This is a genomic window from Streptomyces sp. NPDC006368 (assembly GCF_040612535.1).
In the GTDB taxonomy this organism is placed as follows: domain Bacteria; phylum Actinomycetota; class Actinomycetes; order Streptomycetales; family Streptomycetaceae; genus Streptomyces.
In genome coordinates this window covers 69698-94480 of sequence record NZ_JBEXQK010000017.1, presented here as the reverse complement: position 1 = coordinate 94480, position 24783 = coordinate 69698, and the positions used below count along the sequence as shown (strand labels likewise).

The window sequence follows — 24783 nt, the reverse complement described above, 5'->3', positions numbered from 1 at the left end:
TATGTACTCCTCACAGTTTCCCGCGCTCCCGGCCCTCCGCTCGCAGCCCTTCGGAGTGAGGCGTCCGCGCGGCGGGACCCGGCCCGGGCCGTCGTCCCGGCTTCGCCCCGGGGGTTCGTACAGCGGCCGGGAAAGTGCGCGGTGCACCGATCTTGTGTCTTGTGGTGATCTTGACTGATATACGCTGCGACTACTTCATGACATCAAGCCCGGGGGGGCCTTCCACATGACCCTGCAGTCCCGCGCGCTCCTGGGGAGCGCGCTCGTTCCCGTGCTCGCGCTGGCAGTAGCCACGCCGAGCGCCCAGGCCGCACCGGCCGCCGTCACCACCGCGGGCGCCGTCCCGGTCGGTCTCGGACCCTGGACCGCGCCCAAGGAACTGCCCGGCGTCACCCGGGTCATCGACCTGCAGTCGACCCGCGGCGGCACCGTGGCCGGACTGTTCACCCAGGGCGGCGAGACGGTGCTCTCCGTCCGCCCCGCGGGCAGCAGCAGCTGGCAGTCGACCAAGCCCGCACCGGGGGCCACGCTCCAGCGGACCGACGACGGCGCCCTCACCCTCCTGTGGTGGGTGAAGGCGGAGGACGGGGCGCGGAGCACGCTGCGCATGTCCCGGCTCGCTCCCGACGGCACCGCCTTCGGCCTCGCCGAGGAGGTTACGACGGGCACGCCCGCGACCCACTCGTACCACTGGCGGACCCGCGTCACCACGATCGCGGGGAACGCGGCGGGTCGGCAGGCCGTCGCCTGGATGGACCAGGACCGCCGGCTGACGGTCGTCGAGCGGTCCGGCCCCCAGGCTGCCTGGTCCGCCCCGGTGAGCCTCGACCGGCTCCCGGACCCGATCGTCCGCGACGACCACACCTACACCTACACGCTCTGGGACCTGCGCCTCGCCGTCGCCACCGACGGCACCCTGGCGGTGGCGTGGGGCGGCAACAGCCGCTACACGGGCGACGGTGTCGATCCCGACCCGAGCGCGCACCAGTGGCACTACACGTACCTGGAGAAGCCCGCCGGCACCGACGCCTGGACCGCGCCGCGCGCTCTGCCCCAGCTCGGCGTTCAGCCCGGGCAGGTCACACTCGCCGCCCACCCGCAGGGCGGGTTCCACCTGCTCTCCCTCGGCAACTACGCGCGCAAGCCCGCCGGAGCGGCGGACTGGGGCCCGGCCAGGAGTATCGGAATCGGCGCGGGCACCTACACGCAGGCCGAGTTGCTGACCGCCCCGAACGGCGACGTCACGGCGGTCGGCTGGCAGTACGGCAGCGACCCGGCCGTCGCCACGTTCCAGGCCGCCAAGGGCACCTGGGGTGCTCCCCAGCAGCTGGCTCCCGACGCCGACGTCGACTCGCTCAGCAGCACGCGCACGGTGACCGGTTCGATCGTCGTCACGTACACGCGGAAGCGTTACGAGGCGAGCAGGACCATCCGCCGTGACTTCGTCACCCAGAACGTCGCGGTCGGCAGCATCTCCAAGCCGCTCACCCTCAACAGCCGGATCAACAGCACCTCCAGCGAGGGGCGGGTGACCACCGACGACAAGGGACGCCCGGTGGCGGTCTGGGCGCAGTCCGCCGAGGACGGCAGCACGCACGCGGCCTTCACGGCGACGACGGGCACCCGCTCCCTGCCCAAGTGGCACGACCACGCCGACGACACGCGTGGCGACATCCTGGGTCTCACCACCACCCAGGGGATGGGCCTGGCCACGCGGGACACCACCAACCCGACGGGGAAGTTCCAGATCCGTACCTGGCCGGAAGGCACGCGGGTCGTGCCCTTCGGCGACTTCGACGGTGACCGCTGCAACGACCTGATCGCCAGGATGCCCGGCGGGGAGGCCCGCCTGTACACCCCCGTCTGCGGCGGCCTGCCCACGACCGACTCGGCGTACCGGCGCCTCTCCTCCAACTGGAGCGCCTACGACACCCTGCTCTCCAGCGGTGACCACACGGGCGACGGCCGCCCGGACCTGGTGGCCCGCGACGCGGCCACCGGTCACCTCTACCTCTACGCCCACAACGGCACCAGCGGTTTCCTCCCGCGCGTGAAGATCGGATCCAACTGGACCGGCTACAAGCGCGTCATCGGGGCCGGTGACCTCAACGGCGACGGCATCGGCGAGGTGCTCGCCCTGGACAAGTTCGGTGAGCTCTGGCGCTACAACGGCACCCGCGGCGGTACGTTCGCCGCCCGCGCGCTGGTCTTCAAGGACTGGGGCGGCTCCTACAAGGACGTCATCGGCACCGGGGACTTCAACGGCGACGGCAAGCACGACCTCGTCTCCCGCGACACCTCCAACCGCCTCTGGCTCAACGCGGGCACCGGCACGGGCACCTTCGCCAACCGCGTCGCGGCCGGAGAGGCCACGGAGTGGAAGAGCTGGGCGTCCATCGCCTGACCCACGTCTCCCGGTGCCCCTCCCCATGAGTGGGCGCGGGTACGCCCCGAGGGCCCGGCGGATCCCTTCCGCCGGGCCCTCGGGCTCAGCCCTCGTAGCAGCCGCCCCGGAAGACGACGTGGCCCTGCCCGAGCTCTCGCGCCGGATGACCCGGCGGGGCGAGCCGAACCCGCCCGGTGCTTGAAACCGAACCCGCCCGGCGCTTGAGGCGAAGTCCGCAAGCCCCACCGGGCCGGGTGGTCCGGCCCTGCCGGTCGTGCCGGTCCTGCCGGTCCGGGCCCTCGCCCGGGAGGGTCAGCACCTCCGGCCGCCGCGCAGCTCCAGCCGGTCCCCCGGGAACCGCTCACGGAAGCCGCGGTCGTGCGAGACCGCGACCACCGCTCCCGGATACGCCGCGAGCGCCGCCTCCAGGTCCTCGACCAGGTCGAGGACGACGTGGTTCGTCGGCTCGTCGAGTACGAGAAGGTCCGCAGGCCGGGTCACCAGGCGCGCGATCTGCAGCCGCCGCTGCTGCCCCGCGGACAGCGCCGCGACCGGGACGTGCACGTCCTCCTCACGGAACAGCCCCAGCGCCAGCAGCTGTTCGGCGTACTCCGCCGGCGGCCCGGGCCGCCCGGCCGCGAAGGCGGCGAGCAGCGGGAGCCGTGTGGAGCGCGCGGGCAGCTCCTGCGCCAGGTACCCGATCCGAGCAGGGCGGCGCACCGCCCCCGCGTCCGGCTCCAGGTCGCCCGCCAGGACGCGCAGCAGCGTCGTCTTGCCCGCCCCGTTCCCTCCCGTGACCAGCAGCCGCTGTCCGGGCGCGATCGCCAGCGGCCCGTCCAGACGCAGCCGCCCGCCGACCGCTACGCCGTCGAGCTCGGCGAGGGGGCGGTCGGCAGGACCCCCGCCGCCCGCCGCCGACAGCGCCGCTGTGAACCGCAGCGGCTCCGGCGGCGCCGCCACCGGGTTGCGCCGCAGGTGGGCCAGCCGCTCCCGGACCGCCCGCACTTGCCCGCCCAGCTTCGCCTCGTGCGAGCGGCGGTGTTTGCCGAAGCCCTGTCGCGGGTCCCTGCCGGTGGTGGCGAGCCGCTTCCCGGCGCCTTCGAGCAGCTGCTCGGTACGGGTCACCTCCTGAAGCCAGTCCGCGTATCGCTGCGCCGCGCGGCGGCGGGCGGCGGCCTTCGCTGCGCGGTACCCGGACCAGCCGTCGCCGTACCGGTGCACCGTGCGCGCATCCCGGTCGACCTCGAGGATCGTGGTGGCGACGCGCTCCAGGAAGCCGCGGTCGTGGGTGACGGCGACGACGGTGCCGCGGTGCGCGCGCAGGTGCTCCTCGAGCCAGCGCACGGCCGCCGCGTCGAGGTGGTTCGTCGGCTCGTCGAGAAGCAGCAGCTCGGGGGCGGCGGCCAGCACGCAGGCGAGCGCGAGCCGCGACTGCTCGCCGCCGGAGAGCGAGCCGAGCACGCGGTCGCGGGTGATCCCGGCGAGCCCGAGCCCGTACATGGCGGCGTCGACGCGGGCGTCCGCCTCGTATCCGCCGCGTTCCTCGTACGCGGTCAGCAGCTCGCCGTACGCGGCGAGCTCCTCCTGCGACGCCCCGCCGAGGTGCTCCTCCGCCGTGCGCAGCCGGCGCTCCATGTCGCGCAGTTCGGCGAGGGCGAGGTCGACGGCGTCCCGCACGGTGCGGTCCGGGTCGAGGCCGAGGGTCTGGGCGAGGTGGCCCATGCCACCGGGGAAGCCGACGGTGATCTCCCCGGCGTCCGGCACCTCGGACGCGGCGAGCAGCCGCAGCAGGGTGGACTTGCCGGAGCCGTTCTCGCCGATGACGGCGGCCTTCTCGCCCGGGCGGATGGTGAAGGAGACGCTATCGAGGACGGTCCGGGTGCCGTAGGACTTGGTGACGTCCTTGACGGACAGCTGCGCCACGGCAGCGGGCATGGAGGTATGGGCGCGTGCGCGCATGTGACTTTCCCTGGGGATGCGAAGGGTTCGCGGACAGCAGAAACGGCGGCGTCGGCCGTGCCCGGACTCAGGGAAAGTAGAAGAAGGCCATGCGCGCACCATAACAAGACGGTGCGTCTCGTCTCTACTCATTATGTCTCGCGGAGTCCGGGGATCGGCGCCACCCGGCCCGGGCGTCCCACCTCGCACCCGCCCCGCCTTCGCACCCGTTCCTATGGATCCCCGGATGGCGTCGCGAACCGCACGCGGAGCGCGGCCCGGGTGCCGCATTCCGGGTGGGAGCCCCGCCCTTCGTTGCATAAAGCTGCGTAGGTGCGTATAGTCATGCCATCACGGAGGAGGGTTCCATGGCAGTGCGAGCAGCAGTGGCGGGCGCGAGCGGGTACGCGGGCGGAGAGGTTCTCCGGCTGCTCCTGGCCCACCCCGAGGTCGAGATCGGCGCCCTGACCGGCAACTCCAACGCCGGCCAGAGGTTCGGCGCGCTGCAGCCGCACCTGGTGCCGCTCGCCGGCCGCGTCCTGGAGCCGACCACCGCCGAGGTTCTCGCCGGCCATGACGTCGTCTTCCTCGCCCTCCCGCACGGCCAGTCGGCCGCCGTCGCCGAACAGCTCGGGGACGACGTCCTCGTCGTCGACATGGGCGCCGACTTCCGGCTCCGGGACCCGGCGGACTGGGAGAAGTTCTACGGCTCCCCCCACGCCGGGACGTGGCCCTACGGCCTCCCCGAGCTGCCGGGTGCCCGCGCCGTGCTGGAGGGGTCCAAGCGCATCGCGGTGCCCGGTTGTTATCCCACCGCCGTGTCGCTCGCGCTCTTCCCGGCGTACGCGAGCGCGCTGGTCGAGCCCGAGGCGGTCATCGTGGCCGCCACCGGCACCTCCGGCGCGGGCAAGGCGCTCAAGCCGCACCTGCTGGGTTCCGAGGTCATGGGGTCCATGTCCCCGTACGGCGTGGGAGGCGGCCACCGGCACACCCCCGAGATGATGCAGAACCTCGGTGCCGTCGCCGGCGAGCCGGTCACCGTCTCGTTCACCCCCACCCTCGCCCCCATGGCCCGCGGCATCCTCGCCACCTGCAGCGCCAAGGCCAGGCCGGGCACGGCGGCCGAGGACGTACGGGCCGCCTACGAGAAGGCGTACGCCGACGAGCCGTTCGTCCACCTCCTCCCGGAGGGGCAGTGGCCCGCCACCGCCTCCGTGTACGGCTCCAACGCCGTCCAGGTCCAGGTCGCGTACGACGGGACGGCCGGCCGGGTCATCGCGATCAGCGCCATCGACAACCTCACCAAGGGCACCGCCGGCGGCGCGGTGCAGAGCATGAACATCGCCCTCGGACTTCCCGAGGACACCGGACTCTCGACGGTCGGAGTGGCACCGTGAGCGACGCGCGCGCAGCCGCCGGGCCGCGGACGATGACGAAGCCCGCGCCTGTGTGCTGCGCGGGCGGAGAAGCGAATGGAGATACACCGTGAGTGTGACGGCAGCCAAGGGATTCACGGCGGCGGGCATCGCCGCCGGGATCAAGGAGAACGGCAATCCGGACCTGGCCCTCGTGGTCAACACCGGGCCCCGCCGGGCCGCCGCGGGTGTGTTCACCTCCAACCGCGTCAAGGCCGCGCCCGTCCTGTGGTCGGAGCAGGTCCTGAAGACCGGCGAGCTGACCGCGGTCGTCCTGAACTCCGGCGGGGCCAACGCCTGCACCGGTCCCCAGGGCTTCCAGGACGCCCACGCCACCGCCGAGAAGGCGGCCGAGGTCCTCGGTATCGGCGCGGGTGAGGTCGCCGTCGCGTCCACGGGCCTCATCGGCGTCCTGCTCCCCATGGACAAGCTCCTGCCCGGCGTCGAGAAGGCCGCCGCGGCGCTCAGCGAGCACGGCGGCGAGAAGGCCGCCATCGCCATCAAGACCACCGACACCGTCCACAAGACGTCCGTGGTCACCAAGGACGGCTGGACCGTCGGCGGTATGGCCAAGGGCGCGGGCATGCTCGCTCCCGGCCTCGCCACCATGCTCGTCGTCCTCACCACCGACGCCGACGTCGAGGCCGCGACGCTCGACAAGGCGCTGCGCGACGCCACCCGGGTCACCTTCGACCGGGTCGACTCCGACGGCTGCATGTCGACCAACGACACCGTCCTGCTGCTCGCCTCCGGCGCTTCCGGCACCACGCCCGCGTACGCCGACTTCGCCGAGGCCGTACGCCAGGTGTGCGACGACCTCGGCCGCCAGCTCATCGGCGACGCCGAGGGCGCCTCCAAGGAGATCCGCGTCGAGGTGATCAACGCGGCGACCGAGGACGACGCCGTCGAGGTGGGCCGTTCCATCGCCCGCAACAACCTGCTGAAGTGCGCCATCCACGGCGAGGACCCCAACTGGGGCCGTGTCCTGTCCGCCATCGGCACCACGAAGGCCGCCTTCGAGCCCGACCGGCTGAACGTGGCCATCAACGGTGTCTGGGTCTGCAAGAACGGCTCCGTCGGCGAGGACCGGGACCTCGTCGACATGCGCTACCGCGAAGTGACGATCACCGCCGACCTCTCGGCAGGGTCCACGTCCGCCGTCATCTGGACCAACGACCTCACCGCCGACTACGTCCACGAGAACAGCGCCTACTCCTCATGAGCACTCGCAAGCACACCGCCCTTCCCAAAGCGCAGATCCTCATCGAGGCGCTGCCGTGGCTGACCCGCCACCGCGGCAAGACCGTCGTGATCAAGTTCGGCGGCAACGCCATGATCGACGAGGACCTGAAGGGGGCCTTCGCCCAGGACGTCGTCTTCCTGCACCACGCCGGCCTCAAGCCGGTCGTCGTGCACGGCGGCGGGCCGCAGATCAGCGCCCAGCTGGACCGGCACGGCCTGGTCAGCGAGTTCAAGGCGGGCCTCAGGGTCACCACGTCGGAGGCGATGGACGTCGTACGGATGGTCCTCGCCGGACAGGTCCAGCGCGAGCTCGTCGGGCTGCTCAACCAGCACGGCCCGCTCGCCGTCGGTATGACCGGCGAGGACGCGCACACCATCACCGCCACCAAGCACCAGCCGCGCATCGACGGTGAGCTCGTGGACATCGGCCGGGTCGGCGAGATCACCCGGATCGACACCGGTGCCATCGAGGCCCTGCTCGCCGACGGCCGTATCCCGGTCGTCTCGTCGATCGCCCGTTCCCAGGACGACGGACATGTCTACAACGTCAATGCTGATACGGCGGCTGCGGCACTCGCTGCGGCGCTGGGTGCCGAGACCCTGATGGTCCTCACCGACGTCGAGGGCCTCTACGAGGACTGGCCCCACAGTGACGAGGTCATCAGCCGGCTCACCGCCACCGAGCTGGAGAAACTGCTGCCGGACCTCTCCAGCGGCATGGTCCCGAAAATGGAGGGCTGCCTGCACGCCGTACGCAACGGCGTCACCACCGCCCGGGTGATCGACGGCCGCGTGCAGCACTCGATCCTCCTGGAGATCTTCACCGACGAGGGCATCGGCACGATGGTCGTGCCGGACGAAGGGGGAACCGGATGAGCTCCGACGACGCGCTGCGGCGGCGCTGGCAGGGCGCGCTGATGAACAACTACGGCACTCCCCGGCTCTCGCTCGTGCGCGGCGAGGGCGCGAAGGTGTGGGACGCGGACGGCACCGAGTACCTCGACTTCGTCGGCGGCATCGCGGTCAACGCCCTCGGCCACGCCCACCCCGCCGTCGTCGAGGCGGTCTCCCGGCAGGTCGTCTCCCTCGGCCACGTTTCCAACCTCTTCGTCGCCGAACCGCCCGTCGCGCTCGCCGAACGGCTCCTCCAGCTCTTCGGCCGCCCCGGCCGCGTCTTCTTCTGCAACTCCGGCGCCGAGGCCAACGAAGCCGCTTTCAAGATCGGCCGGCTCACCGGCCGCACCCACATGGTCGCCACCGACGGCGGCTTCCACGGCCGCACCATGGGCGCGCTGTCACTCACCGGCCAGCCCGCCAAGCAGGAGCCGTTCCTGCCGCTGCCCGGCGACGTCACCCATGTGCCGTACGGAGACGTCGACGCGCTCCGCTCAGCCGTCACGGAGAGCACCGCGCTTGTCGTCATCGAGCCCATCCAGGGCGAGAACGGCGTGGTCGTTCCCCCGGCCGGGTACCTGAAAGCCGCCCGCGAGATCACCCGCGCCACCGGCACGCTCCTCGTCCTCGACGAGGTGCAGACGGGCATCGGCCGGTGCGGCCACTGGTTCGAACACCAGGCGCACGGCGTCGAGCCGGACATCGTCACCCTCGCCAAGGGCCTCGGCGGCGGACTGCCCATCGGTGCCACCGTCGCCTTCGGCCCGGCCGCCGACCTCCTGACTCCCGGCCAGCACGGCACCACCTTCGGCGGCAACCCCATCGCGTGCGCCGCCGGGCTCGCCGTACTCGACACGCTCGCCGCCGATTCGACGCTCGACCAGGTCAAGCGGCTCGGCGAGAAACTGCGCGCGGGAATCGAGGCCCTGGGCCACCCACTGGTCTCCCACGTCCGTGGCGCGGGCCTCCTGCTGGGTATCGTGCTCACCGAGCCCCTCGCACCTCAGGTGCAGCAGGCGGCTCAGGACGCCGGCCTCCTGGTGAACGCGCCCGCCCCCGATGTCGTACGGCTCATGCCGCCGCTGATCATCGGTGACGACGAAGTGGACGCCTTCCTCCGGGCCCTGCCCGGCGTCCTCGGCAGCGTGAACGGGGAAGGACGATCCGGAGAATGAGACGACGATGACCGAGGCCCAGGACAACGAGCACGGCGGGCCGTCCGTTCCGCAGACCCGCACCGCACGGCACCGCCGGATCGTGGACATCCTCAACCGCCAGCCGGTGCGCTCCCAGAGCCAGTTGGCGAAACTGCTCGCGGACGACGGGCTGAGCGTCACTCAGGCGACCCTCTCCCGCGACCTCGACGAGCTCGGCGCGGTGAAGATCCGCAACACGGGCGGCGAACTGATCTACGCGGTCCCCAGCGAAGGCGGCTTCCGCACCCCGCAGGCCCCGCTGGGCGAGTCGGCCAAGGAGGAGCGCATGCGGCGCCTCTCCGGCGAACTGCTGATCTCCGCCGAGGCCTCGGCGAACCTGGTGGTGCTGCGCACCCCGCCGGGCGCGGCCCAGTTCCTCGCCTCGGCCATCGACCAGGCGCAACTGCACGCGATCCTGGGCACCATCGCGGGTGACGACACGCTGCTGCTCATCTCCCGCGACCCGGCGGGCGGCCAGCCCTTGGCGGACCACTTGCTGCGGCTGGCCCAGAAGGAGGGATAGCCACGGCGCGGAGCGGCGCGCTGCTGATGCGGCGGGTGTGCTTCGTCGTGAGCGGTGCTCGGGGCCGGGGGCGGTGTGCTTCGTCGTGAGCGGTGCTCGGGGCCGGGAGCGGTGCGCCTTGTCCTGTGCGGTGCTCGGGCCGGGGCCGTGCGCCTTGTCGTGAGCGGTGCTCCGAGCTCGGAACGGTGCTCCACCTCCGAAGCGGTGCTCCGGTCCGGGCCGGCCACCTCCATCCAGGCGGCGACCGGCGCACCCGGGACGTTGTGCCACCCCGAGACCACCGCCGACGGCAGCGCGGCCAGCAGGCTGAAGTGGGCCGTGACCGGCGACCGGCACCGTCTCGATATATGGCCCTACACGCGTCGCGGTGGTCAGTACCGGACGATCGCCGTCGGGCCGCCACCGCTCGTGCCGATGGCGATGTGCGGCCGGCGCCACGGCTCCGCCCAGGCCAGGATCCGGCGCATCGCCCCGGCCGGTACCGATACGCAACCGGCGGTCGCCCCATCCCCGTTGACGTGCAGGAAGATGCCCGCGCCCCGGCCGCGTACCGGGCGGTCGTAGTTGAAGCCGATCACCAGCGCGTGCGCGTACCGCTCCCCGTAGGTGATCAGGTGTTCGGCCTCGGCCGCCCGGCAGTCGGCCGGCAGCCCCTCCACCCAGCGGTTGTACGCCCGCGACCGGTTGTCCTGGCACCACCAGGAGTCGCGGGTCACCCGGCGGTACGCGACAGCCGTCCCCGCCGGCGCGGCCTCGATGCCGAAGGCGTACGGGAGGGAGTACAGACCCGTGGGTGTGGTGGACGTGCCCTGCCGGCGCCGGTCGCCCTCCACCAGCCCGCCCGCCCCGAACCGCGCCCCCGTCGACCCCGCCCGCACCCACCGCCCGCCGCGCCGGTCCCACCACGTCACCGTCCCGGTGGTGGCTCCGGCGCGCGGCGCCTCGGCCGTGATCAGTTGCGTACCGCCACCCGTGTCGGCCATCCGCGCGGGCAGCGGTTCGCCGGACACGGGTGCGCCGCCCGTGGGGCCGAGCGTCAGGAGTACGGCGGCGAGGGCGAGACCGAGGCGCATGATCGGCACCGTATGCGCTCCCTCGGACCCCCGCTCCCCGAGCGCGGCCGAATGGCCGGCCCTGCAGCGCTATGCGACGTCCGTGCGCGGCGGAAGCGGCAGCGGGAGCGCCGGCAGCCCGTCCAGGCTCACGCCCACGTGCTCCTTCTTCTCGCAGTACGCCGCGAACTCCTCGTCCGTCTTGCGGCCGAAGTGCTCCGCGTGCTGCGTCCGCTCCTCGCGGTAGTCCATGAAGGGGACGGCGAATCCGCACGCGTCACTCACCCGGGTGGCGCGGACCACGACGATCGCGCGGGCCGCCGGGCCGTCAGCGTCCTTGAAGTGCGCGATGTACTCCGCCCAGCGCGGATCGTCGCGGAACACCACCTCCCCCTTCCCGTGTACGCGCAGCACCTTCGGGGGACCGCTGAACGCACACCACATCAGCGTGATGCGGCCGTTGCCCTCCTCGCGCAGGTGGGCGATCGTCTCGGCGCCGCTGCCGCCGAAGTCCAGGTAGGCCAGGGTCAGTTCATCGATGACGACGAGCGTGCCACGGCGGCCCTTGGGGGAGAGGTTGACGTGCCCGTCACCGGTCAGCGGGGCGGTGGCGGTGAAGAAGACCGGTTGCCGCTCGATGAACTCCCGTATCCGGCCTTCGATGCGTTCGTATTTTTGTCCCATGGCGGCGATTGTCGTCCATCACCTCGCCGCACGGCCGGTGTCGGCGGATCACGCCCCGGTGTGCCGCCCGCCCGGCAGGGCGCGGTGGTGGTCGCTCCCGTCCAGTGGTCCCGTCTCCCGCACCGTACGCCGCCCGCGCGCACCCATTCAGGCCGGGCCGCCGGAGGAGCGTGGCGGGCCCGCCGTCGCGGCTCCGGGCGTACCGCGCCGCCTCCCGTCGGCGCGTTGACAAAACATACGGCGGTCTGCATAGTTATACCTGTCAGTGAATGCACCGTAAGGAGAAACCCGTGACCGAGCGCGTCGTACTCGCCTACTCGGGCGGACTGGACACCTCCGTCGCCATCGGCTGGATCGCCGAGGAGACGGGTGCCGAGGTCATCGCCGTCGCCGTGGATGTCGGCCAGGGCGGCGAGGACCTGGACGTCATCCGTAAGCGCGCGCTCGCCTGCGGTGCGGTCGAGGCGGAGGTCGCGGACGCCAGGGACGAGTTCGCCGAGGAGTACTGCCTCCCGGCCATCAAGGCGAACGCGCTGTACATGGACCGTTACCCGCTGGTCTCGGCGCTCTCCCGCCCCGCGATCGTCAAGCACCTGGTCGCCGCCGCGAAGAAGCACGGCGCCGGCATCGTGGCGCACGGCTGCACCGGCAAGGGCAACGACCAGGTCCGGTTCGAGGCCGGCATCCAGGCCCTCGGGCCCGACCTGAAGTGCATCGCCCCGGTCCGTGACTACGCCATGACCCGGGACAAGGCCATCGCCTTCGCCGAGAAGGCGAACCTCCCGATCGCCACCACCAAGAAGTCCCCGTACTCCATCGACCAGAACGTCTTCGGCCGCGCCGTCGAGACCGGCTTCCTCGAGGACATCTGGAACGCGCCGATCGAGGACATCTACGAGTACACCTCGAACCCGGCCACCCCCCGCGAGGCCGACGAGGTCGTCATCACCTTCAAGGAGGGCGTGCCGGTCGCGATCGACGGCAAGCCCGTCACCGTCCTGCAGGCCATCCAGCAGCTGAACGAGCGGGCCGGCGCCCAGGGCATCGGCCGGATCGACATGGTCGAGGACCGGCTCGTGGGCATCAAGTCCCGTGAGGTCTACGAAGCCCCCGGCGCGATCGCCCTGATCACCGCCCACCAGGAGCTGGAGAACGTCACCGTCGAGCGCGAGCTGGCCCGCTACAAGCGGCAGGTCGAGCAGCGCTGGGGCGAGCTGGTCTACGACGGCCTGTGGTTCTCCCCGCTCAAGCGGGCCCTGGACGGCTTCATCAACGAGGCCAACCAGCACGTCTCCGGCGACATCCGGATGATTCTGCACGGTGGCCGCGCCGTCGTCACCGGCCGGAAGTCCGACGAGGCGCTGTACGACTTCAACCTGGCGACATACGACACGGGCGACACCTTCGACCAGTCCAAGGCACAGGGATTCATCGACATCTTCGCCCTCTCGGCGAAGATCGCCGCCAAGCGTGACCTGACCTGACCTGACCTGACCTGACCTGACCTGACCCGGCCCGGCCCGGCTCGTTCGACAACCGCCTCCCCGTACGTAGCGCGGCGGGGAGGCGGTGGCACATCCACCCTCCCGAGGAGCAGCAGTGAGCAGCAACAACGGTGACGTCCGGCTCTGGGGCGGCCGGTTCGCCGACGGTCCCGCCGAGGCGCTGGCGAAGCTGTCGGCGTCCGTGCACTTCGACTGGCGCCTCGCGCCGTACGACATCGCCGGTTCGCGTGCCCACGCGCGCGTGCTCCACAAGGCCGGGCTGCTCACCGAGGACGAGCTGACGCGCATGCTGGCCGGGCTCGACCAGCTGGAGGCGGACGTGGCCTCGGGCGACTTCGTGGGCACCATCGCCGACGAGGACGTCCACACCGCCCTGGAGCGAGGCCTGCTGGAGCGGCTCGGCCCCGACCTCGGCGGCAAGCTGCGCGCCGGCCGCTCCCGCAACGACCAGGTCGCCACGCTCTTCCGGATGTACCTGCGCGACCACGCCCGGATCATCGGCGGCCTGCTCGCCGACCTCCAGGACGCCCTCGTCGGCCTCGCCGAGGCCCACCCGGACGTCGCCATGCCGGGACGTACGCACCTCCAGCACGCCCAGCCCGTGCTCTTCGCCCACCATGTGCTCGCCCATGTGCAGTCCCTCTCCCGGGACGCGGAGCGGCTGCGTCAGTGGGACAAGCGCACGGCCGTCTCCCCGTACGGCTCCGGCGCCCTCGCCGGGTCCTCCCTGGGGCTCGACCCGGAGGCGGTCGCCAAGGACCTGGGCTTCGAGAACGGCAGCGCGGGCAACTCGATCGACGGCACCGCCTCGCGCGACTTCGTCGCCGAGTTCGCGTTCATCACCGCGATGATCGGCGTCAACCTCTCCCGGATCGCCGAGGAGGTCATCATCTGGAACACGAAGGAGTTCTCCTTCGTGACCCTGCACGACGCCTTCTCGACCGGCTCGTCGATCATGCCGCAGAAGAAGAACCCCGACATCGCCGAGCTCGCCCGCGGCAAGTCCGGCCGTCTGATCGGCAACCTCACGGGCCTGCTCGCGACCCTGAAGGCGCTCCCGCTCGCGTACAACCGCGACCTCCAGGAGGACAAGGAGCCGGTCTTCGACTCCTGCGACCAGCTGGAGGTCCTGCTGCCCGCCTTCACCGGCATGATGGCCACGCTCACCGTCAACCGGGAGCGGATGGAGGAGCTCGCCCCGGCCGGCTTCTCCCTCGCGACGGACATCGCGGAGTGGCTGGTCAAGCAGGGTGTGCCGTTCCGGGTGGCGCACGAGGTCGCGGGCGAGTGCGTCAAGGAGTGCGAGGCCGGGGGCATCGAGCTGGACGAGCTCACCGACGAGCAGTTCGCCAAGATCTCCGAGCACCTCACCCCCGAGGTCCGGACGGTCCTCAACGTCCCCGGCGCCCTGGCCTCCCGCAGCGGACGGGGCGGCACCGCCCCCTCCGCCGTCGCCACCCAGCTGTCCGAGGTCAAGGCGGACCTGGTGATCCAGCACGCCTGGGCCACCGCGAAGCGGTAAGCCCTGCACGCGCGCTCCACGGCGCCCCCGTCCCGGTTCGCCGGGCGGGGGCGCCGTCGTCCTGCCGGGGAAATCACCAGGGCGGAGAACCACCAGGACTGAGGCGCCACCGTACCGAATGAGACGTCGATGTCTCAGCTGGGTTATGGTTGTCTCATGACAGTCGATCGTGAGCAGGTGCTGCGCACCGCCGCCGCCCTCCTCTCCCGTAAGTCGACCGCCACCATGGACGAGGTCGCACGCGCCGCGGGCATCGGCCGGGCCACCCTCCACCGCCACTTCGCGGGGCGGGACGCCCTGGTCAGGGCGCTGGAGGCGCTCGGGATCCAGGAGTTCGAGGCGGCCATCGACCAGGCCCGGCTCGACGACGGCACCGCCGAGAAGGCGCTGCGCCGGCTCGTCGCCGGGCTGGAGCCGGTCGCGGGACTGCTCGCGTTCCTCGTCACCGAGAACCAGCTCTTCGAGGGTGACGGGGTGAACGAGGGCTGGGCCCGCCTCGACGCCCGCGTATCCGCGCTCTTCCGGCGCGGCCAGGAGCAGGGCGAGTTCCGGATCGACCTCACGCCCGCCTGGCTCACCGAGGCGCTCTACGGCCTCATCGGCACCGGCGCCTGGGCCGTCCAGGACGGGCGGGTCGCCGCCAAGGACTTCCAGTACATGATCGTCGAGTTGCTGCTCGGCGGAGCGCGCAGGAGCGTGGAAAGATGACCGGTATTGATCAGCTCGGCAGGGAAGCGGAGGTTCTGCGTCGCCCCGGCCGGTGGCTGGCACTCGCCGTGCTCGTCCTGGCCGTGCTGCTCGTCGCGGTGGACGCCACCGTCCTCGGTCTCGCGACCCCCTTCCTCAGCGAGGACCTCAGGCCGACGGGCACCCAGCTGCTGTGGATCGGCGACGTCTACTCCTTCGTCATCGCCGGGCTCCTCGTCTCCATGGGCAGCCTCGGCGACCGCATCGGCCGCAAGAAGCTGCTGCTCACCGGCGCCGCCGCGTTCGGAGCGGTCTCCGTCCTCAACGCGTACGCGACCACGCCCGAGCTGATGATCGTCGCCCGGGCGCTGCTCGGCGTCGCCGGCGCCACGCTCATGCCGTCCACGCTCGCCCTGATCCGCAACCTCTTCCACGACCCGCGCGAGCGCAGTCTCGCCATCGGCATCTGGGGCGCCATGGCGTCCGCCGGCGCGGCCGTCGGACCGGTCGTCGGCGGCTTCCTGCTGGAGCACTTCTGGTGGGGCTCGGTCTTCCTGATCAACCTGCCCGTCATGGTGGTCCTCGTCGTCGTGGGTGCCAAGTTCATCCCCGAGTCGAAGAACCCCTCACCCGGCCCCTGGGACCTGCCGAGCGTCGTGCTGTCGCTCGTCGGCATGATCGGTGTCGTGTACGCCGTCAAGGAGGCGGCGGCCCACGGCCTGCGCCTCGACATGGGCGTCGCCGCCGTCATCGGTGTGGGGGCGCTGACCTGGTTCGTCCGGCGGCAGCTCCGGCTCGACGCACCCCTGCTGGACATGCGGCTCTTCCACCACCGGGGCTTCTCCGGAGCCGTCCTCGCCGACCTGCTGACCATCCTGGGCCTGTCCGGACTGGTGTTCTTCCTCTCCCAGTTCCTCCAGCTCGTCCAGGGCCGCCACCCACTGGAGGCGGGCCTCGCCGAACTGCCCGCCGCCATCGGCGCGGTGACGGCCGGTCTCATGGCGGGCGTCACCGCCCGCCGCTTCTCGGTGCGGTCGGTGGTCTCCGGCGGGCTCGCCGCGGTCGGCGTCGCACTCGCCGCGCTGACGCTCCTCGACCGGAACACCGGCTACCCGATGCTCGGGGCGTCGCTGCTCGTGGTGGGCGTGGGCGCGGGATTCGCCTTCACGGTGACCGCCGACGTCATCCTGTCCAGCGTTCCCCGCGAGCAGGCGGGCGCCGCGTCGGCCGTGTCGGAGACGGCGTACGAACTCGGCGCGGCGCTCGGCATCGCGCTCCTCGGCTCCGTGGTGACCGGCGTCTACAGCGACTTCGTCACCCCGCGGGGCGTGCCCGCCGGTACGGCCGCGGCGGCGCACCAGTCGCTGGGCGGCGCCGTGGAGGTGTCCGCCGACCTGCCGGACGCGACGGCCACTGCGCTGGTCACCGCCGCGCAGGACGCCTTCGTCGAGGGGCTGCGCATCGCGGCGGGCGTCGGCGCGGCGGTCCTCCTGGCGACGGCGGTCGCGGCGTGGTTCCTGCTGCGGGGTCAGAAGCTGGCGGAGGGCGTCGAGCACCCGTGACGCACGCGAGGACGCGCCGAGCGAAGAGGCGCGCCGGCGCGACCCCGCGACGACGCACGCGCGAAAGGGCCGCACCCCGCTTGGGGTGCGGCCCTTCGCACGTCGCATCGCGCCGTCGGTTACGCCGCCTTCGCCTTCGTGGCGTACATGTCGACGTACTCCTGCCCGGACAGCCGCATGACCTCCGCCATCACCGAGTCCGTCACCGCCCGCAGGACGTACCGGTCGCGGTCCATGCCCTCGTACCGCGAGAACTCCATCGGCTCACCGAACCGCACCGTCACCCGGCCCGGCCGCGGCAGGCCCGCGCCGCCCGGCTGGAGCTTGTCCGTGCCGATCATCGCGAACGGCACCACCGGCGCGCCGGTCATCAGCGTGAGGCGCGCGATACCCGTACGGCCCCGGTAGAGGCGGCCGTCGGGGGAGCGGGTGCCCTCCGGGTAGATGCCGAAGACGTTGCCCTCCTCCAGCACCCGGCGGCCGGTCATCAGCGCGGCCACACCGCCGTTCGCGCCGTCGCGGTCCACCGGGATCATGCCGACACCCGTGAAGAACCAGGCCATCAGACGGCCCTTGAGTCCCTTGCCGGTGACGTACTCGTCCTTGCCGATGAAGTAGACCTGCCGGTCGCACACGATCGGCAGGACGATGGAGTCGATGAACGTCAGGTGGTTGCCCGCGAGGATGACCGGCCCGTCACCGGGGATGTTGTCGGCACCCTCCACCCGGGGGCGGAACATCAGGCGCATGACCGGGCCGAGCACTGCCTTGATGAGCGCGAAGCGGGACAACGAGTCCTCCGACGAAGTAGCCGACCGAGTAGGGAGCCAAGTATGTGCAGGTGAGGACGATACTCGCGGGTCCGCCTCGACCGCACATCGGGTTCACCGAGCCGATACACAGTGTTGACCCGTGTTTTCCACATGTTCGTCGTGGGTCTCCCGCAAAGAAGAGGGGAATCCCTACGATCGGGCTCGCTCAATCGTCCGAAAGGACGCACGACGACGCTCACGAAGGAGCCTTCATGACACAGGGTGCGCGCAGGAGTCCGGGCCGGCGGACCGTGCTGGGAGCGGCGGTGCTCGGCTCGGCCGCCCTCTCCCTGGGCGGAGGCGGCGGTACGGCACAGGCGGCACCGGTGGGCGGGTACCGGCGGTTGCCCGTCCCGACGGTCATCGCGCACCGCGGCGCCAGCGGCTACCGGCCCGAACACACCCTCGGCTCCTACCAGCTCGGCCTCGACATGGGCGCGGACGTCATCGAACAGGACCTCGTCCCCACGAAGGACGGACACCTGGTCTGCCGCCACGAGAACGACATCACGGCGACGACGGACGTCGCCGACCACCCTGAGTTCGCCTCCCGCAGGACCACGAAGACGGTGGACGGCACCGCGCTGACGGGGTGGTTCACCGAGGACTTCACGCTCGCCGAGCTGAAGACGCTGCGCGCCAAGGAACGCATCCCGGGCACGCGCCAGGAGAACACCCTGTACGACGGGCGGTGGACGATACCCACCTTCGAGGAGGTGCTGCGCTGGGCGGAGAAGGAGGGCCGCCGGCGTGGCCGGCCGGTCTGGCTGTACGTCGAGACCAAGCACCCGACCTACTTCCGCAGGCTGGGCCTCGGCCTGGAGGAGCCGCTGGCCGGGCTGCTGCGCCGGTACGGGCGCCACCGCGCCGACTCGCCGACGTTCCTCCAGTCGTTCGAGCCGACCAGCATGCGGCGGATGGCGAAGCTCGTCTCCACGCCGCGCGTGGTGCTGCTGTGGACGGCCGACGACCGCCCCTGGGACTTCCGCGAGGCGGGCGACCCGCGCACGGTCGCCGACCTGATCACGCCCGAGGGCCTGAAGTGGATCGCGTCGTACGCGCAGGGCATCGGCCCCCTGCTGGACCTCGTCATCCCGAAGGACAAGGACGGCAGGCTGGGCACGCCCACCACGCTGGTGCGCGACGCGCACGCAGAGGGCCTGATCCTCCACCCGTACACCCTGCGCAACGAGAACACCTTCCTGCCGGCCGACTTCCGGCGCGGCACGGACCCCTCGGCGTTCGGTGACGTCTTCGGCGCGTACGAGGCGTACTTCGCCACGGGCATCGACGGCATCTTCACCGACCAGCCGGACACGGCGCTCCTGGCGGCGGCGGACCACCGCGCCCGCTGACCTCCGGCCCCCGCGGCCGGCTCGGGGCACTGGGCCCCGACGCCGGCCCCGGAGCCGGGGCCCAGTGCCCGGAGGCACCTGACGCGCCCCGGCGCACCGGGGCCGGCGCACACGGCACGGGTCACGACGGGGCGCGCGACGCCTCGGTCGCGCTGCCTGCCCCGCGCAGGCGCGACTGCGGTGGCCGTGCCGGCGGTGGCGCGCGGCGTTGCCCCGCCCGCTTCCCGTCCCCACATCGCGGCCCCCGCGCCCCGCGTCAGCCGGGCGCCGTCATATCCGCCCGCACGGGCGGTTTCGGCGGCGTACCGAAACCGTGCACGCGCCGTCCCCTGTCGTGGGCGGTATGACGACACCCACCGGCAGGACCACCGCACAAGCCGCAGCGGCGGCCACCGTCCCGGAGCTGCTCGGCACCCTCGCGCCGCTGCTCGCCGCCGAGTCGCGGGCCGAGGCCGGGGCCGCCGGGGTGGAGCCGGGCGACCTGGAACAGGCCGTCTGGCTCCGGCTCCTGGAACGGCTGGACGGCGGTCCCGGCGTCCCCGACCACCCCGCCGACTGGCTGCGTCGCGCCGTACGGGCCGAGGCGCGCCGCGCCCGGCGCACCTCCGTGCGCGAACGCCCCTACGGCGGTGACGAACCGGCCCTCGACGCGGGGCCCGAGCGCGTGGCGCTCGCCGCCGAATCGCGCCGCGCCCTGCGCGCCGCGATTCGGCGCACCCCCACCCGCTGCCGACGGCTGCTGGCTGCGATGCTGTCGCCCAAAGACCCCACGTACCGTGAAATCGCAGGAGAGTTGGGTATCTCACAGGGAAGTCTTGGGCCGATGCGTTCCCGCTGCCTGGGATGCTTGCGCAGAATGCTGGCGGCAGAGGTTGCCGCGCCTGAACATCGGGGAAAGGTGCGGTAGACCGACAGGGCGTATCAGGTGAGCCGGAGGCATGCACACATGGGCATGAGCGTGACCATCTCAGCGGCGGACGAGCGGGACGCCGAGCACATCCTCAAGCTGCAGTACCTGTGCTACCAGAGCGAGGCCGAACTCTACGGCGACTACACCATCGAGCCCCTCACGCAGACCCTCGACGACCTGAGGGCCGAACTGGCCCGCGGCCACGCCCTCGTCGCCCGCCTCGGCGGGGAAGTCGTCGCCTCCGTACGCGGTGAGATCGACGAGACCGGCACGGCCAGGATCGCCAAGCTCATCGTCCACCCCCGGATGCGCCGCCACGGCCTCGGGGGCCGCCTCCTCGACGCCATCGAGCAGCACTTCGCCGCCGCCCCCGCCGCCAAGCGCTACCAGCTCTTCACCGGCCACCGCAGCGAGGGCAACCTCCGCCTCTACCGCAAGAAGGGCTACGAGGCCGTCGCCACCCAGCAGGTGGGCCCGCGCCTCACCCTCGTCACGCTGGAGAAGGCCGCCTAGCGGCTGTCCGGGCCTTCCGCAGCCACAGGATCCCGGTCACCGGCAGCAGCACCGGGATGAAGACGTAACCGAACCCGTACTTGGACCACACCGTGGCGTCCGGGAACGAACCGGGGTCCACCAGGGTCCAGGTCCCCACGGTCAGGACGCCCACCAGCTCGGCGGCGCAGCACACCAGCGCCGCCCTGCGGGCCGTCTCCCCGCCGCGTACCAGCGTGTACGTGATGAAGACGTACACCACCGCCGCCAGCGCCGACAGCGTGTACGCCAGTGGCGCCCGGTCGAACTCGGTGGCGACCTGGTACGCCGACCGCGACACCGCGCCGACCGACATCACCCCGTACAGCCAGACCAGCAGGATGCCCGGGCCCCGGGTCAAACGGCGCTCCGCCACCCCTCAGCCCTCCCAGATGTCGAAGAGGCGCACTTCCAGCACCGCCAGCACGATCGCGCCCGCCGCGACGGTCGCCGACCCCCACCGGGAGCGCTCCGCCAGCGACATGAACCCGGCCGCGGGCACCGCGCAGAACGCGCCCAGCAGATACGCGACGAAGATCACCGTGCCCTCGTGGGCCTTCTCCCCGCGCGCCAGCTGCACGAACCCGACGACCAGCTGCGCCAGCGCCAGCACGGTCACCACCGCCATGCCGATGAAGTGCCAGTCCTTCGTCGGCTGGTCCCGGTACGCGGCGAAGCCGCACCAGGCGGCGAGGGCGAGCGCGGCCACGGAGACCGCGACCGTCAGGGCGTCAAGCATGCGCCCGAGACTAATACGGGCCAAAAGACCCGGTGCGACCGCCCCCGGCAGCGGAAACGTAGGGTCGATGACCATGAAGATCCATGCCGAAGCGCTCCTGTTCGACAACGACGGAACCCTCGTCTCGTCCCTGGAGTCCGTCCACCGGTGCTGGACGAGGTGGGCCCGGGAGTACGGCATCGCGCCGGAGGACTTCGCCCGCGTCGAACTGCACGGCCGCCCCGCCGTCGAGATCATCGCCGAACTGCTGCCGGCCGACCGGGCACACGAGATACCCCGGGCCCTGGCCCGTATCGAACAGCTCGAGGTCGAGGACGTACCCGGCGGCGGCGTGCGGCTGCTGCCCGGCACCCGGGAACTGCTCGCCTCCCTGCCCTCCGACCGCTGGGCCGTCGTCACCTCCGCCACCCGGCCGCTCGCCGAGGCGCGGCTGCGCGCCGTCGGCATCGACGCCCCGGTCGTGGTCGCCGCCGACGACATCACCCGGGGCAAGCCGGACCCCGAACCCTTCCTCCTCGCCGCCGGCAAACTGGGCGTCGACCCGTCCGCGTGCGTCGTCTTCGAGGACGCCCCCGCCGGACTGGCGGCGGGCCGCGCGGCCGGCATGACCACCGTGGCCTTGACCACAACCCACCACCCCTCGCAGCTCGTCGCCGACGCCCTCGTACCCGACCTGTCGGCGGTGTCCGCGCAGGCCACACCCGGGGGAGTGGAGATCACGACGGACAGCTGACCGGACCACGATCGTCCGCATGGCGTACCGCACCGGTCCGCTATTCGGACAACCGTCCTGGGAACGGAGGCCCGTCTGTTTTACTGGCCCGCATGACCACGACGAGCGACCGCACCCTTGCGACCGAGGCGATGGCAACGCCCGGTGTTCGTTGTATGTGTCGAATGTGCGCCTTCTGAGGGTCCCTGCCCGAGCCTCGCGCCCCGAAGCGAGAGACCGACAGCGAGCGAGCCGCGTCCGGACGAACCCGTCGGACCGCGACGCCTGCCCCGCGCACGAGCCACCTCCCGGCCACCCGCCGAACCAGCCGTGCCGCACGTCGGATTGACGAATTGCCCCGTGCCGGCGGACACCGCGCCGCGCACTCGACAGTGACGGAAACCCCTGTGATCACCACCTCGGGCCTGACGAAGGTCTACGAGTCGAGAGGCCGCCAGGTCACCGCCCTGGACGGCGTCGACCTCCACGTCCGCGAAGGCGAGGTCTTCGGCGTCATCGGACAGAGCGGCGCCGGCAAGTCCTCACTCATCCGCTGCGTCAACCTCCTGGAGCGCCCCACCTCCGGCACCGTGACGGTCGACGGCACCGACCTCACCGCGCTCGCCGGGCGGGGCCGCCGCGCCGGCAAGGACCTGCGCCGGGCGCGCAGCCGCATCGGCATGGTCTTCCAGCACTTCAACCTGCTGTCCTCACGCACCGTCAAGGACAACGTCGAGCTGCCCCTGGAGATCCTCGGCGTCTCCGGCGCCGAGCGCTCCCGCCGCGCCCTGGAACTCCTCGACCTCGTCGGCCTCGCCGACAAGGCCAAGGCGTACCCCGGCCAGCTCTCCGGCGGCCAGAAGCAGCGCGTCGGCATCGCCCGCGCGCTGGCCGGCAACCCCAAGGTGCTGCTCTCCGACGAGGCCACCAGCGCCCTCGACCCGGAGACCACCCGCTCCATCCTCCAGCTGCTGCGCGACCTCAACCGGCAGCTCGGCCTGACCGTCCTGCTCATCACGCACGAGATGGACGTCGTCAAGCAGATCTGCGACTCGGCCGCCCTGATGAGGAAGGGCAGGATCGTCGAGACCGGCACGGTCTCCGAACTGCTCGCCACCCCCGGCTCCGAGCTCGCCCACGAACTGTTCCCGGTGAGCGGTGACGCCTCCGGCCCCGACCGCACGGTCCTGGACGTCACCTTCCACGGCGAGGCCGCCACCCAGCCGGTGATCTCCCAGCTCTCCCGTACGTACAACATCGACATCTCGATCCTCGGCGCCGCCATGGACACCGTCGCCGGCCGGCAGGTCGGCCGTATGCGTATCGAGCTGCCCGGCCGTTACGAGGAGAACGTCGTCCCGGTCGGCTTCCTGCGCGAGCAGGGCCTGCAGGTCGAGGTCATCGACGCCACCGAAGAGCCGGTCAAGGAGGCCGCGAAGTGACCTGGGAAGAGATGCGGCCCCTGCTGGAGCAGGGCACCATCGACACGCTCTACATGGTGCTGTGGTCCACCGTCGTCACCGTCATCGGCGGTCTGCCGCTCGGCATCCTCCTCGTCCTGACCGACAAGGGCGGCCTGTTGCAGAACCGCCCGGTGAACAAGGTCATCGGGGCGGTCGTCAACATCGGCCGCTCACTGCCCTTCATCATCCTGCTCGTCGCCCTGATCCCCTTCACGACCCTCGTGGTCGGCACCTTCATCGGCCCGAGCGCGATGATCGTGCCGCTGTCCATCGGCGCCATCCCGTTCTTCGCGCGACTGGTCGAGACCGCGATCCGCGAGGTCGACCACGGTCTGGTCGAAGCCGTCCAGTCCATGGGCGGCTCCATCCCGACGATCGTGTGGAAGGTCCTCCTCCCGCAGGCCCTGCCGTCCCTGGTCGCCGCGCTGACCACGACGGTGATCACGCTGATCAGCTACTCGGCGCTGGCCGGCGCGGTCGGTGGCGAGGGGCTCGGCTCCAAGGTCATCACCTACGGCTACCAGCGCTTCGAGACCGAGTTCATGCTCATCACCGTGGTGCTGCTGATCGTCATCGTCACGATCGTCCAGCTCATCGGTGACGGGGCCGTACGCCTTCTCGCGCGCCGCGGCCGCACCGCTTCCTGACCCTCCGAGAAACAGCCCGCACTCCTTGTCCGGGCGCTGTCCGCATCACCAGAAAGAGGCACTTTTCGTGCGTAACAACATCAAGCTCACCGGCGCCTTCGCCACCATCACCGCCCTGGCCCTCGGTCTGACCGCCTGCGGCACGGCCTCCGACCCGGCCGCCAAGTCCGACGGCGGCAAGGGCGACGAGTCCAAGGCGCTCGTCGTCGCCGCGTCCCCGACGCCGCACGCCGACATCCTGACCTACGTCAAGGACAACCTGGCCGAGAAGGCCGGCCTCAAGCTGGAGATCAAGGAGTTCACGGACTACGTCCTGCCGAACACCGCCACCCAGCAGGGCCAGGTCGACGCCAACTACTTCCAGCACAAGCCGTACCTGGACGACTTCAACAAGAAGAACAAGACCACCATCGTCCCGGTCGTCAACGTCCACCTGGAGCCGCTCGGCCTCTACTCCAAGAAGCTGAAGTCCCTCAAGGACCTGAAGCCCGGCCAGAGCGTCGCCGTCCCCAACGACACCACCAACGGCGGCCGCGCGCTCAAGCTGCTCGCCGACAACGGCGTCATCACCCTCAAGGACGGCGTCGGCGCCAACGGCAAGCTCTCCGACATCGCGGACAAGAAGGGCCTGGAGTTCAAGGAGCTGGAGGCCGCCACGGTGCCCCGCGCCCTGAACGACGTCGACGCCGCCGTCATCAACGGCAACTACGCCATCGAGGCCAAGCTCAGCCCCGCCAAGGACGCCCTGGCGCTGGAGAAGGCCGAGGGCAACCCGTACGCCAACTTCCTCGCCGTCAAGAAGGGCAACGAGAAGGACGCCCGCGTGCGGAAGCTGGCCGAGCTCCTCAACTCGCCCGAGGTGAAGAAGTACATCGCGGACACCTACAAGGACGGCTCCATCGTCCCCGCCTTCGGCGCGGTCAAGTAACCACCGCGGCCCCGCCACGCCCCAGGCCCCGCTCGCCCCGTCCGGCGCGCGGGGCCTTCGGCGTCACAACGGTGCCGTAA

At 71.6% G+C, this 24783-nt stretch carries 23 protein-coding genes; 17 read left to right on the top strand and 6 right to left on the bottom strand.

The window, feature by feature from the left end; genetic code table 11:
* The first annotated feature begins 226 nt into the window (after positions 1-226).
* A complete protein-coding gene (locus tag ABZZ38_RS15760; protein WP_356739816.1) occupies positions 227-2404 on the top strand; it encodes a VCBS repeat-containing protein in 2178 nt (725 codons plus the stop codon).
* Positions 2405-2698: 294 nt separating this feature from the next.
* On the opposite strand, the gene abc-f is transcribed toward ABZZ38_RS15760, so the two are convergent.
* A complete protein-coding gene (abc-f, locus tag ABZZ38_RS15755; protein WP_356739814.1) occupies positions 2699-4345 on the bottom strand; it encodes a ribosomal protection-like ABC-F family protein in 1647 nt (548 codons plus the stop codon).
* 347 nt (positions 4346-4692) lie between these two features.
* Between abc-f and argC the strand changes: the two genes are divergently transcribed.
* The 5 genes from argC to ABZZ38_RS15730 all read left to right on the top strand — a co-directional run bounded on the left by argC (position 4693) and on the right by ABZZ38_RS15730 (position 9594).
* Positions 4693-5721: an N-acetyl-gamma-glutamyl-phosphate reductase gene (gene argC, locus ABZZ38_RS15750; RefSeq protein ID WP_356739812.1), complete on the top strand. Its 1029-nt coding sequence runs from the start codon at positions 4693-4695 to the stop codon at positions 5719-5721.
* Between the two features lie 88 nt (positions 5722-5809).
* Complete coding sequence (argJ, locus tag ABZZ38_RS15745; RefSeq protein WP_356739810.1) at positions 5810-6961, top strand: bifunctional glutamate N-acetyltransferase/amino-acid acetyltransferase ArgJ; 1152 nt, start codon at positions 5810-5812, stop codon at positions 6959-6961.
* Entirely contained in the window at positions 6958-7857 is a 900-nt protein-coding gene (gene argB / locus ABZZ38_RS15740; protein WP_356739808.1) for an acetylglutamate kinase, read from the top strand. The genes argJ and argB overlap by 4 nt, the downstream gene beginning before the upstream one ends.
* The gene (locus tag ABZZ38_RS15735; protein WP_356739806.1) at positions 7854-9050 is read left to right on the top strand and encodes an acetylornithine transaminase; all 1197 of its coding nucleotides are present in this window, start codon (positions 7854-7856) and stop codon (positions 9048-9050) included. Before argB ends, ABZZ38_RS15735 begins: the two co-directional genes overlap by 4 nt.
* A 7-nt stretch (positions 9051-9057) precedes the next feature.
* Positions 9058-9594: an arginine repressor gene (locus ABZZ38_RS15730; protein WP_356739805.1), complete on the top strand. Its 537-nt coding sequence runs from the start codon at positions 9058-9060 to the stop codon at positions 9592-9594.
* 371 nt (positions 9595-9965) lie between these two features.
* Here ABZZ38_RS15730 and ABZZ38_RS15725 read toward each other — a convergent pair whose 3' ends face one another.
* Both ABZZ38_RS15725 and ABZZ38_RS15720 read right to left on the bottom strand, forming a co-directional pair.
* On the bottom strand, positions 9966-10667 hold the full coding sequence (locus tag ABZZ38_RS15725) for a L,D-transpeptidase family protein (RefSeq protein WP_356739803.1): 702 nt from the start codon (positions 10665-10667) through the stop codon (positions 9966-9968).
* A 69-nt stretch (positions 10668-10736) separates the two neighbouring features.
* Positions 10737-11330, bottom strand: coding sequence for a pyridoxamine 5'-phosphate oxidase family protein (locus ABZZ38_RS15720; RefSeq protein ID WP_356739801.1), 594 nt, complete (start codon positions 11328-11330; stop codon positions 10737-10739).
* 290 nt (positions 11331-11620) lie between these two features.
* On the opposite strand from ABZZ38_RS15720, the gene ABZZ38_RS15715 reads away from it, so the two are divergent.
* The 4 genes from ABZZ38_RS15715 to ABZZ38_RS15700 all read left to right on the top strand — a co-directional run bounded on the left by ABZZ38_RS15715 (position 11621) and on the right by ABZZ38_RS15700 (position 16606).
* On the top strand, positions 11621-12814 hold the full coding sequence (locus tag ABZZ38_RS15715) for an argininosuccinate synthase (protein ID WP_356739799.1): 1194 nt from the start codon (positions 11621-11623) through the stop codon (positions 12812-12814).
* Between the two features lie 115 nt (positions 12815-12929).
* Positions 12930-14357, top strand: coding sequence for an argininosuccinate lyase (argH, locus tag ABZZ38_RS15710; protein ID WP_356739797.1), 1428 nt, complete (start codon positions 12930-12932; stop codon positions 14355-14357).
* Positions 14358-14513: 156 nt separating this feature from the next.
* Complete coding sequence (locus ABZZ38_RS15705) at positions 14514-15065, top strand: helix-turn-helix domain-containing protein (RefSeq protein ID WP_356739795.1); 552 nt, start codon at positions 14514-14516, stop codon at positions 15063-15065.
* A complete protein-coding gene (locus ABZZ38_RS15700) occupies positions 15062-16606 on the top strand; it encodes an MFS transporter (protein WP_356739793.1) in 1545 nt (514 codons plus the stop codon). The genes ABZZ38_RS15705 and ABZZ38_RS15700 overlap by 4 nt, the downstream gene beginning before the upstream one ends.
* 119 nt (positions 16607-16725) lie before the next feature.
* Here the strand turns inward: ABZZ38_RS15700 and ABZZ38_RS15695 are convergent, their stop codons facing one another.
* Positions 16726-17355, bottom strand: a complete 630-nt coding sequence (locus ABZZ38_RS15695) for a lysophospholipid acyltransferase family protein (protein WP_356739865.1) — start codon at positions 17353-17355, stop codon at positions 16726-16728.
* Between the two features lie 275 nt (positions 17356-17630).
* Between ABZZ38_RS15695 and ABZZ38_RS15690 the strand changes: the two genes are divergently transcribed.
* From ABZZ38_RS15690 to ABZZ38_RS15680, 3 genes are all read left to right on the top strand, one after another.
* The gene (locus tag ABZZ38_RS15690; RefSeq protein ID WP_356739791.1) at positions 17631-18773 is read left to right on the top strand and encodes a glycerophosphodiester phosphodiesterase; all 1143 of its coding nucleotides are present in this window, start codon (positions 17631-17633) and stop codon (positions 18771-18773) included.
* Between the two features lie 343 nt (positions 18774-19116).
* A complete protein-coding gene (locus ABZZ38_RS15685) occupies positions 19117-19680 on the top strand; it encodes a sigma-70 family RNA polymerase sigma factor (RefSeq protein WP_356739789.1) in 564 nt (187 codons plus the stop codon).
* Between the two features lie 39 nt (positions 19681-19719).
* The gene (locus ABZZ38_RS15680) at positions 19720-20196 is read left to right on the top strand and encodes a GNAT family N-acetyltransferase (RefSeq protein WP_356739787.1); all 477 of its coding nucleotides are present in this window, start codon (positions 19720-19722) and stop codon (positions 20194-20196) included.
* Here the strand turns inward: ABZZ38_RS15680 and ABZZ38_RS15675 are convergent.
* Both ABZZ38_RS15675 and ABZZ38_RS15670 read right to left on the bottom strand, forming a co-directional pair.
* Complete coding sequence (locus ABZZ38_RS15675) at positions 20174-20530, bottom strand: hypothetical protein (protein WP_356739864.1); 357 nt, start codon at positions 20528-20530, stop codon at positions 20174-20176. The two genes, ABZZ38_RS15680 and ABZZ38_RS15675, sit on opposite strands and share 23 nt — an antisense overlap.
* Positions 20531-20593: 63 nt before the next feature.
* On the bottom strand, positions 20594-20953 hold the full coding sequence (locus ABZZ38_RS15670; RefSeq protein ID WP_356739785.1) for a hypothetical protein: 360 nt from the start codon (positions 20951-20953) through the stop codon (positions 20594-20596).
* 73 nt (positions 20954-21026) lie between these two features.
* On the opposite strand from ABZZ38_RS15670, the gene ABZZ38_RS15665 reads away from it, so the two are divergent.
* The 4 genes from ABZZ38_RS15665 to ABZZ38_RS15650 all read left to right on the top strand — a co-directional run bounded on the left by ABZZ38_RS15665 (position 21027) and on the right by ABZZ38_RS15650 (position 24703).
* Positions 21027-21686 carry an HAD-IA family hydrolase gene (locus ABZZ38_RS15665; protein WP_356739783.1) on the top strand — a complete coding sequence of 220 codons (660 nt, stop codon included), beginning with the start codon at positions 21027-21029 and terminating at the stop codon, positions 21684-21686.
* A 386-nt stretch (positions 21687-22072) separates the two neighbouring features.
* Complete coding sequence (locus ABZZ38_RS15660) at positions 22073-23107, top strand: ATP-binding cassette domain-containing protein (protein WP_356739781.1); 1035 nt, start codon at positions 22073-22075, stop codon at positions 23105-23107.
* Entirely contained in the window at positions 23104-23775 is a 672-nt protein-coding gene (locus tag ABZZ38_RS15655; protein WP_356739779.1) for a methionine ABC transporter permease, read from the top strand. The genes ABZZ38_RS15660 and ABZZ38_RS15655 overlap by 4 nt, the downstream gene beginning before the upstream one ends.
* A 67-nt stretch (positions 23776-23842) precedes the next feature.
* On the top strand, positions 23843-24703 hold the full coding sequence (locus ABZZ38_RS15650) for a MetQ/NlpA family ABC transporter substrate-binding protein (RefSeq protein WP_356739777.1): 861 nt from the start codon (positions 23843-23845) through the stop codon (positions 24701-24703).
* Positions 24704-24783 lie beyond the last annotated feature (80 nt).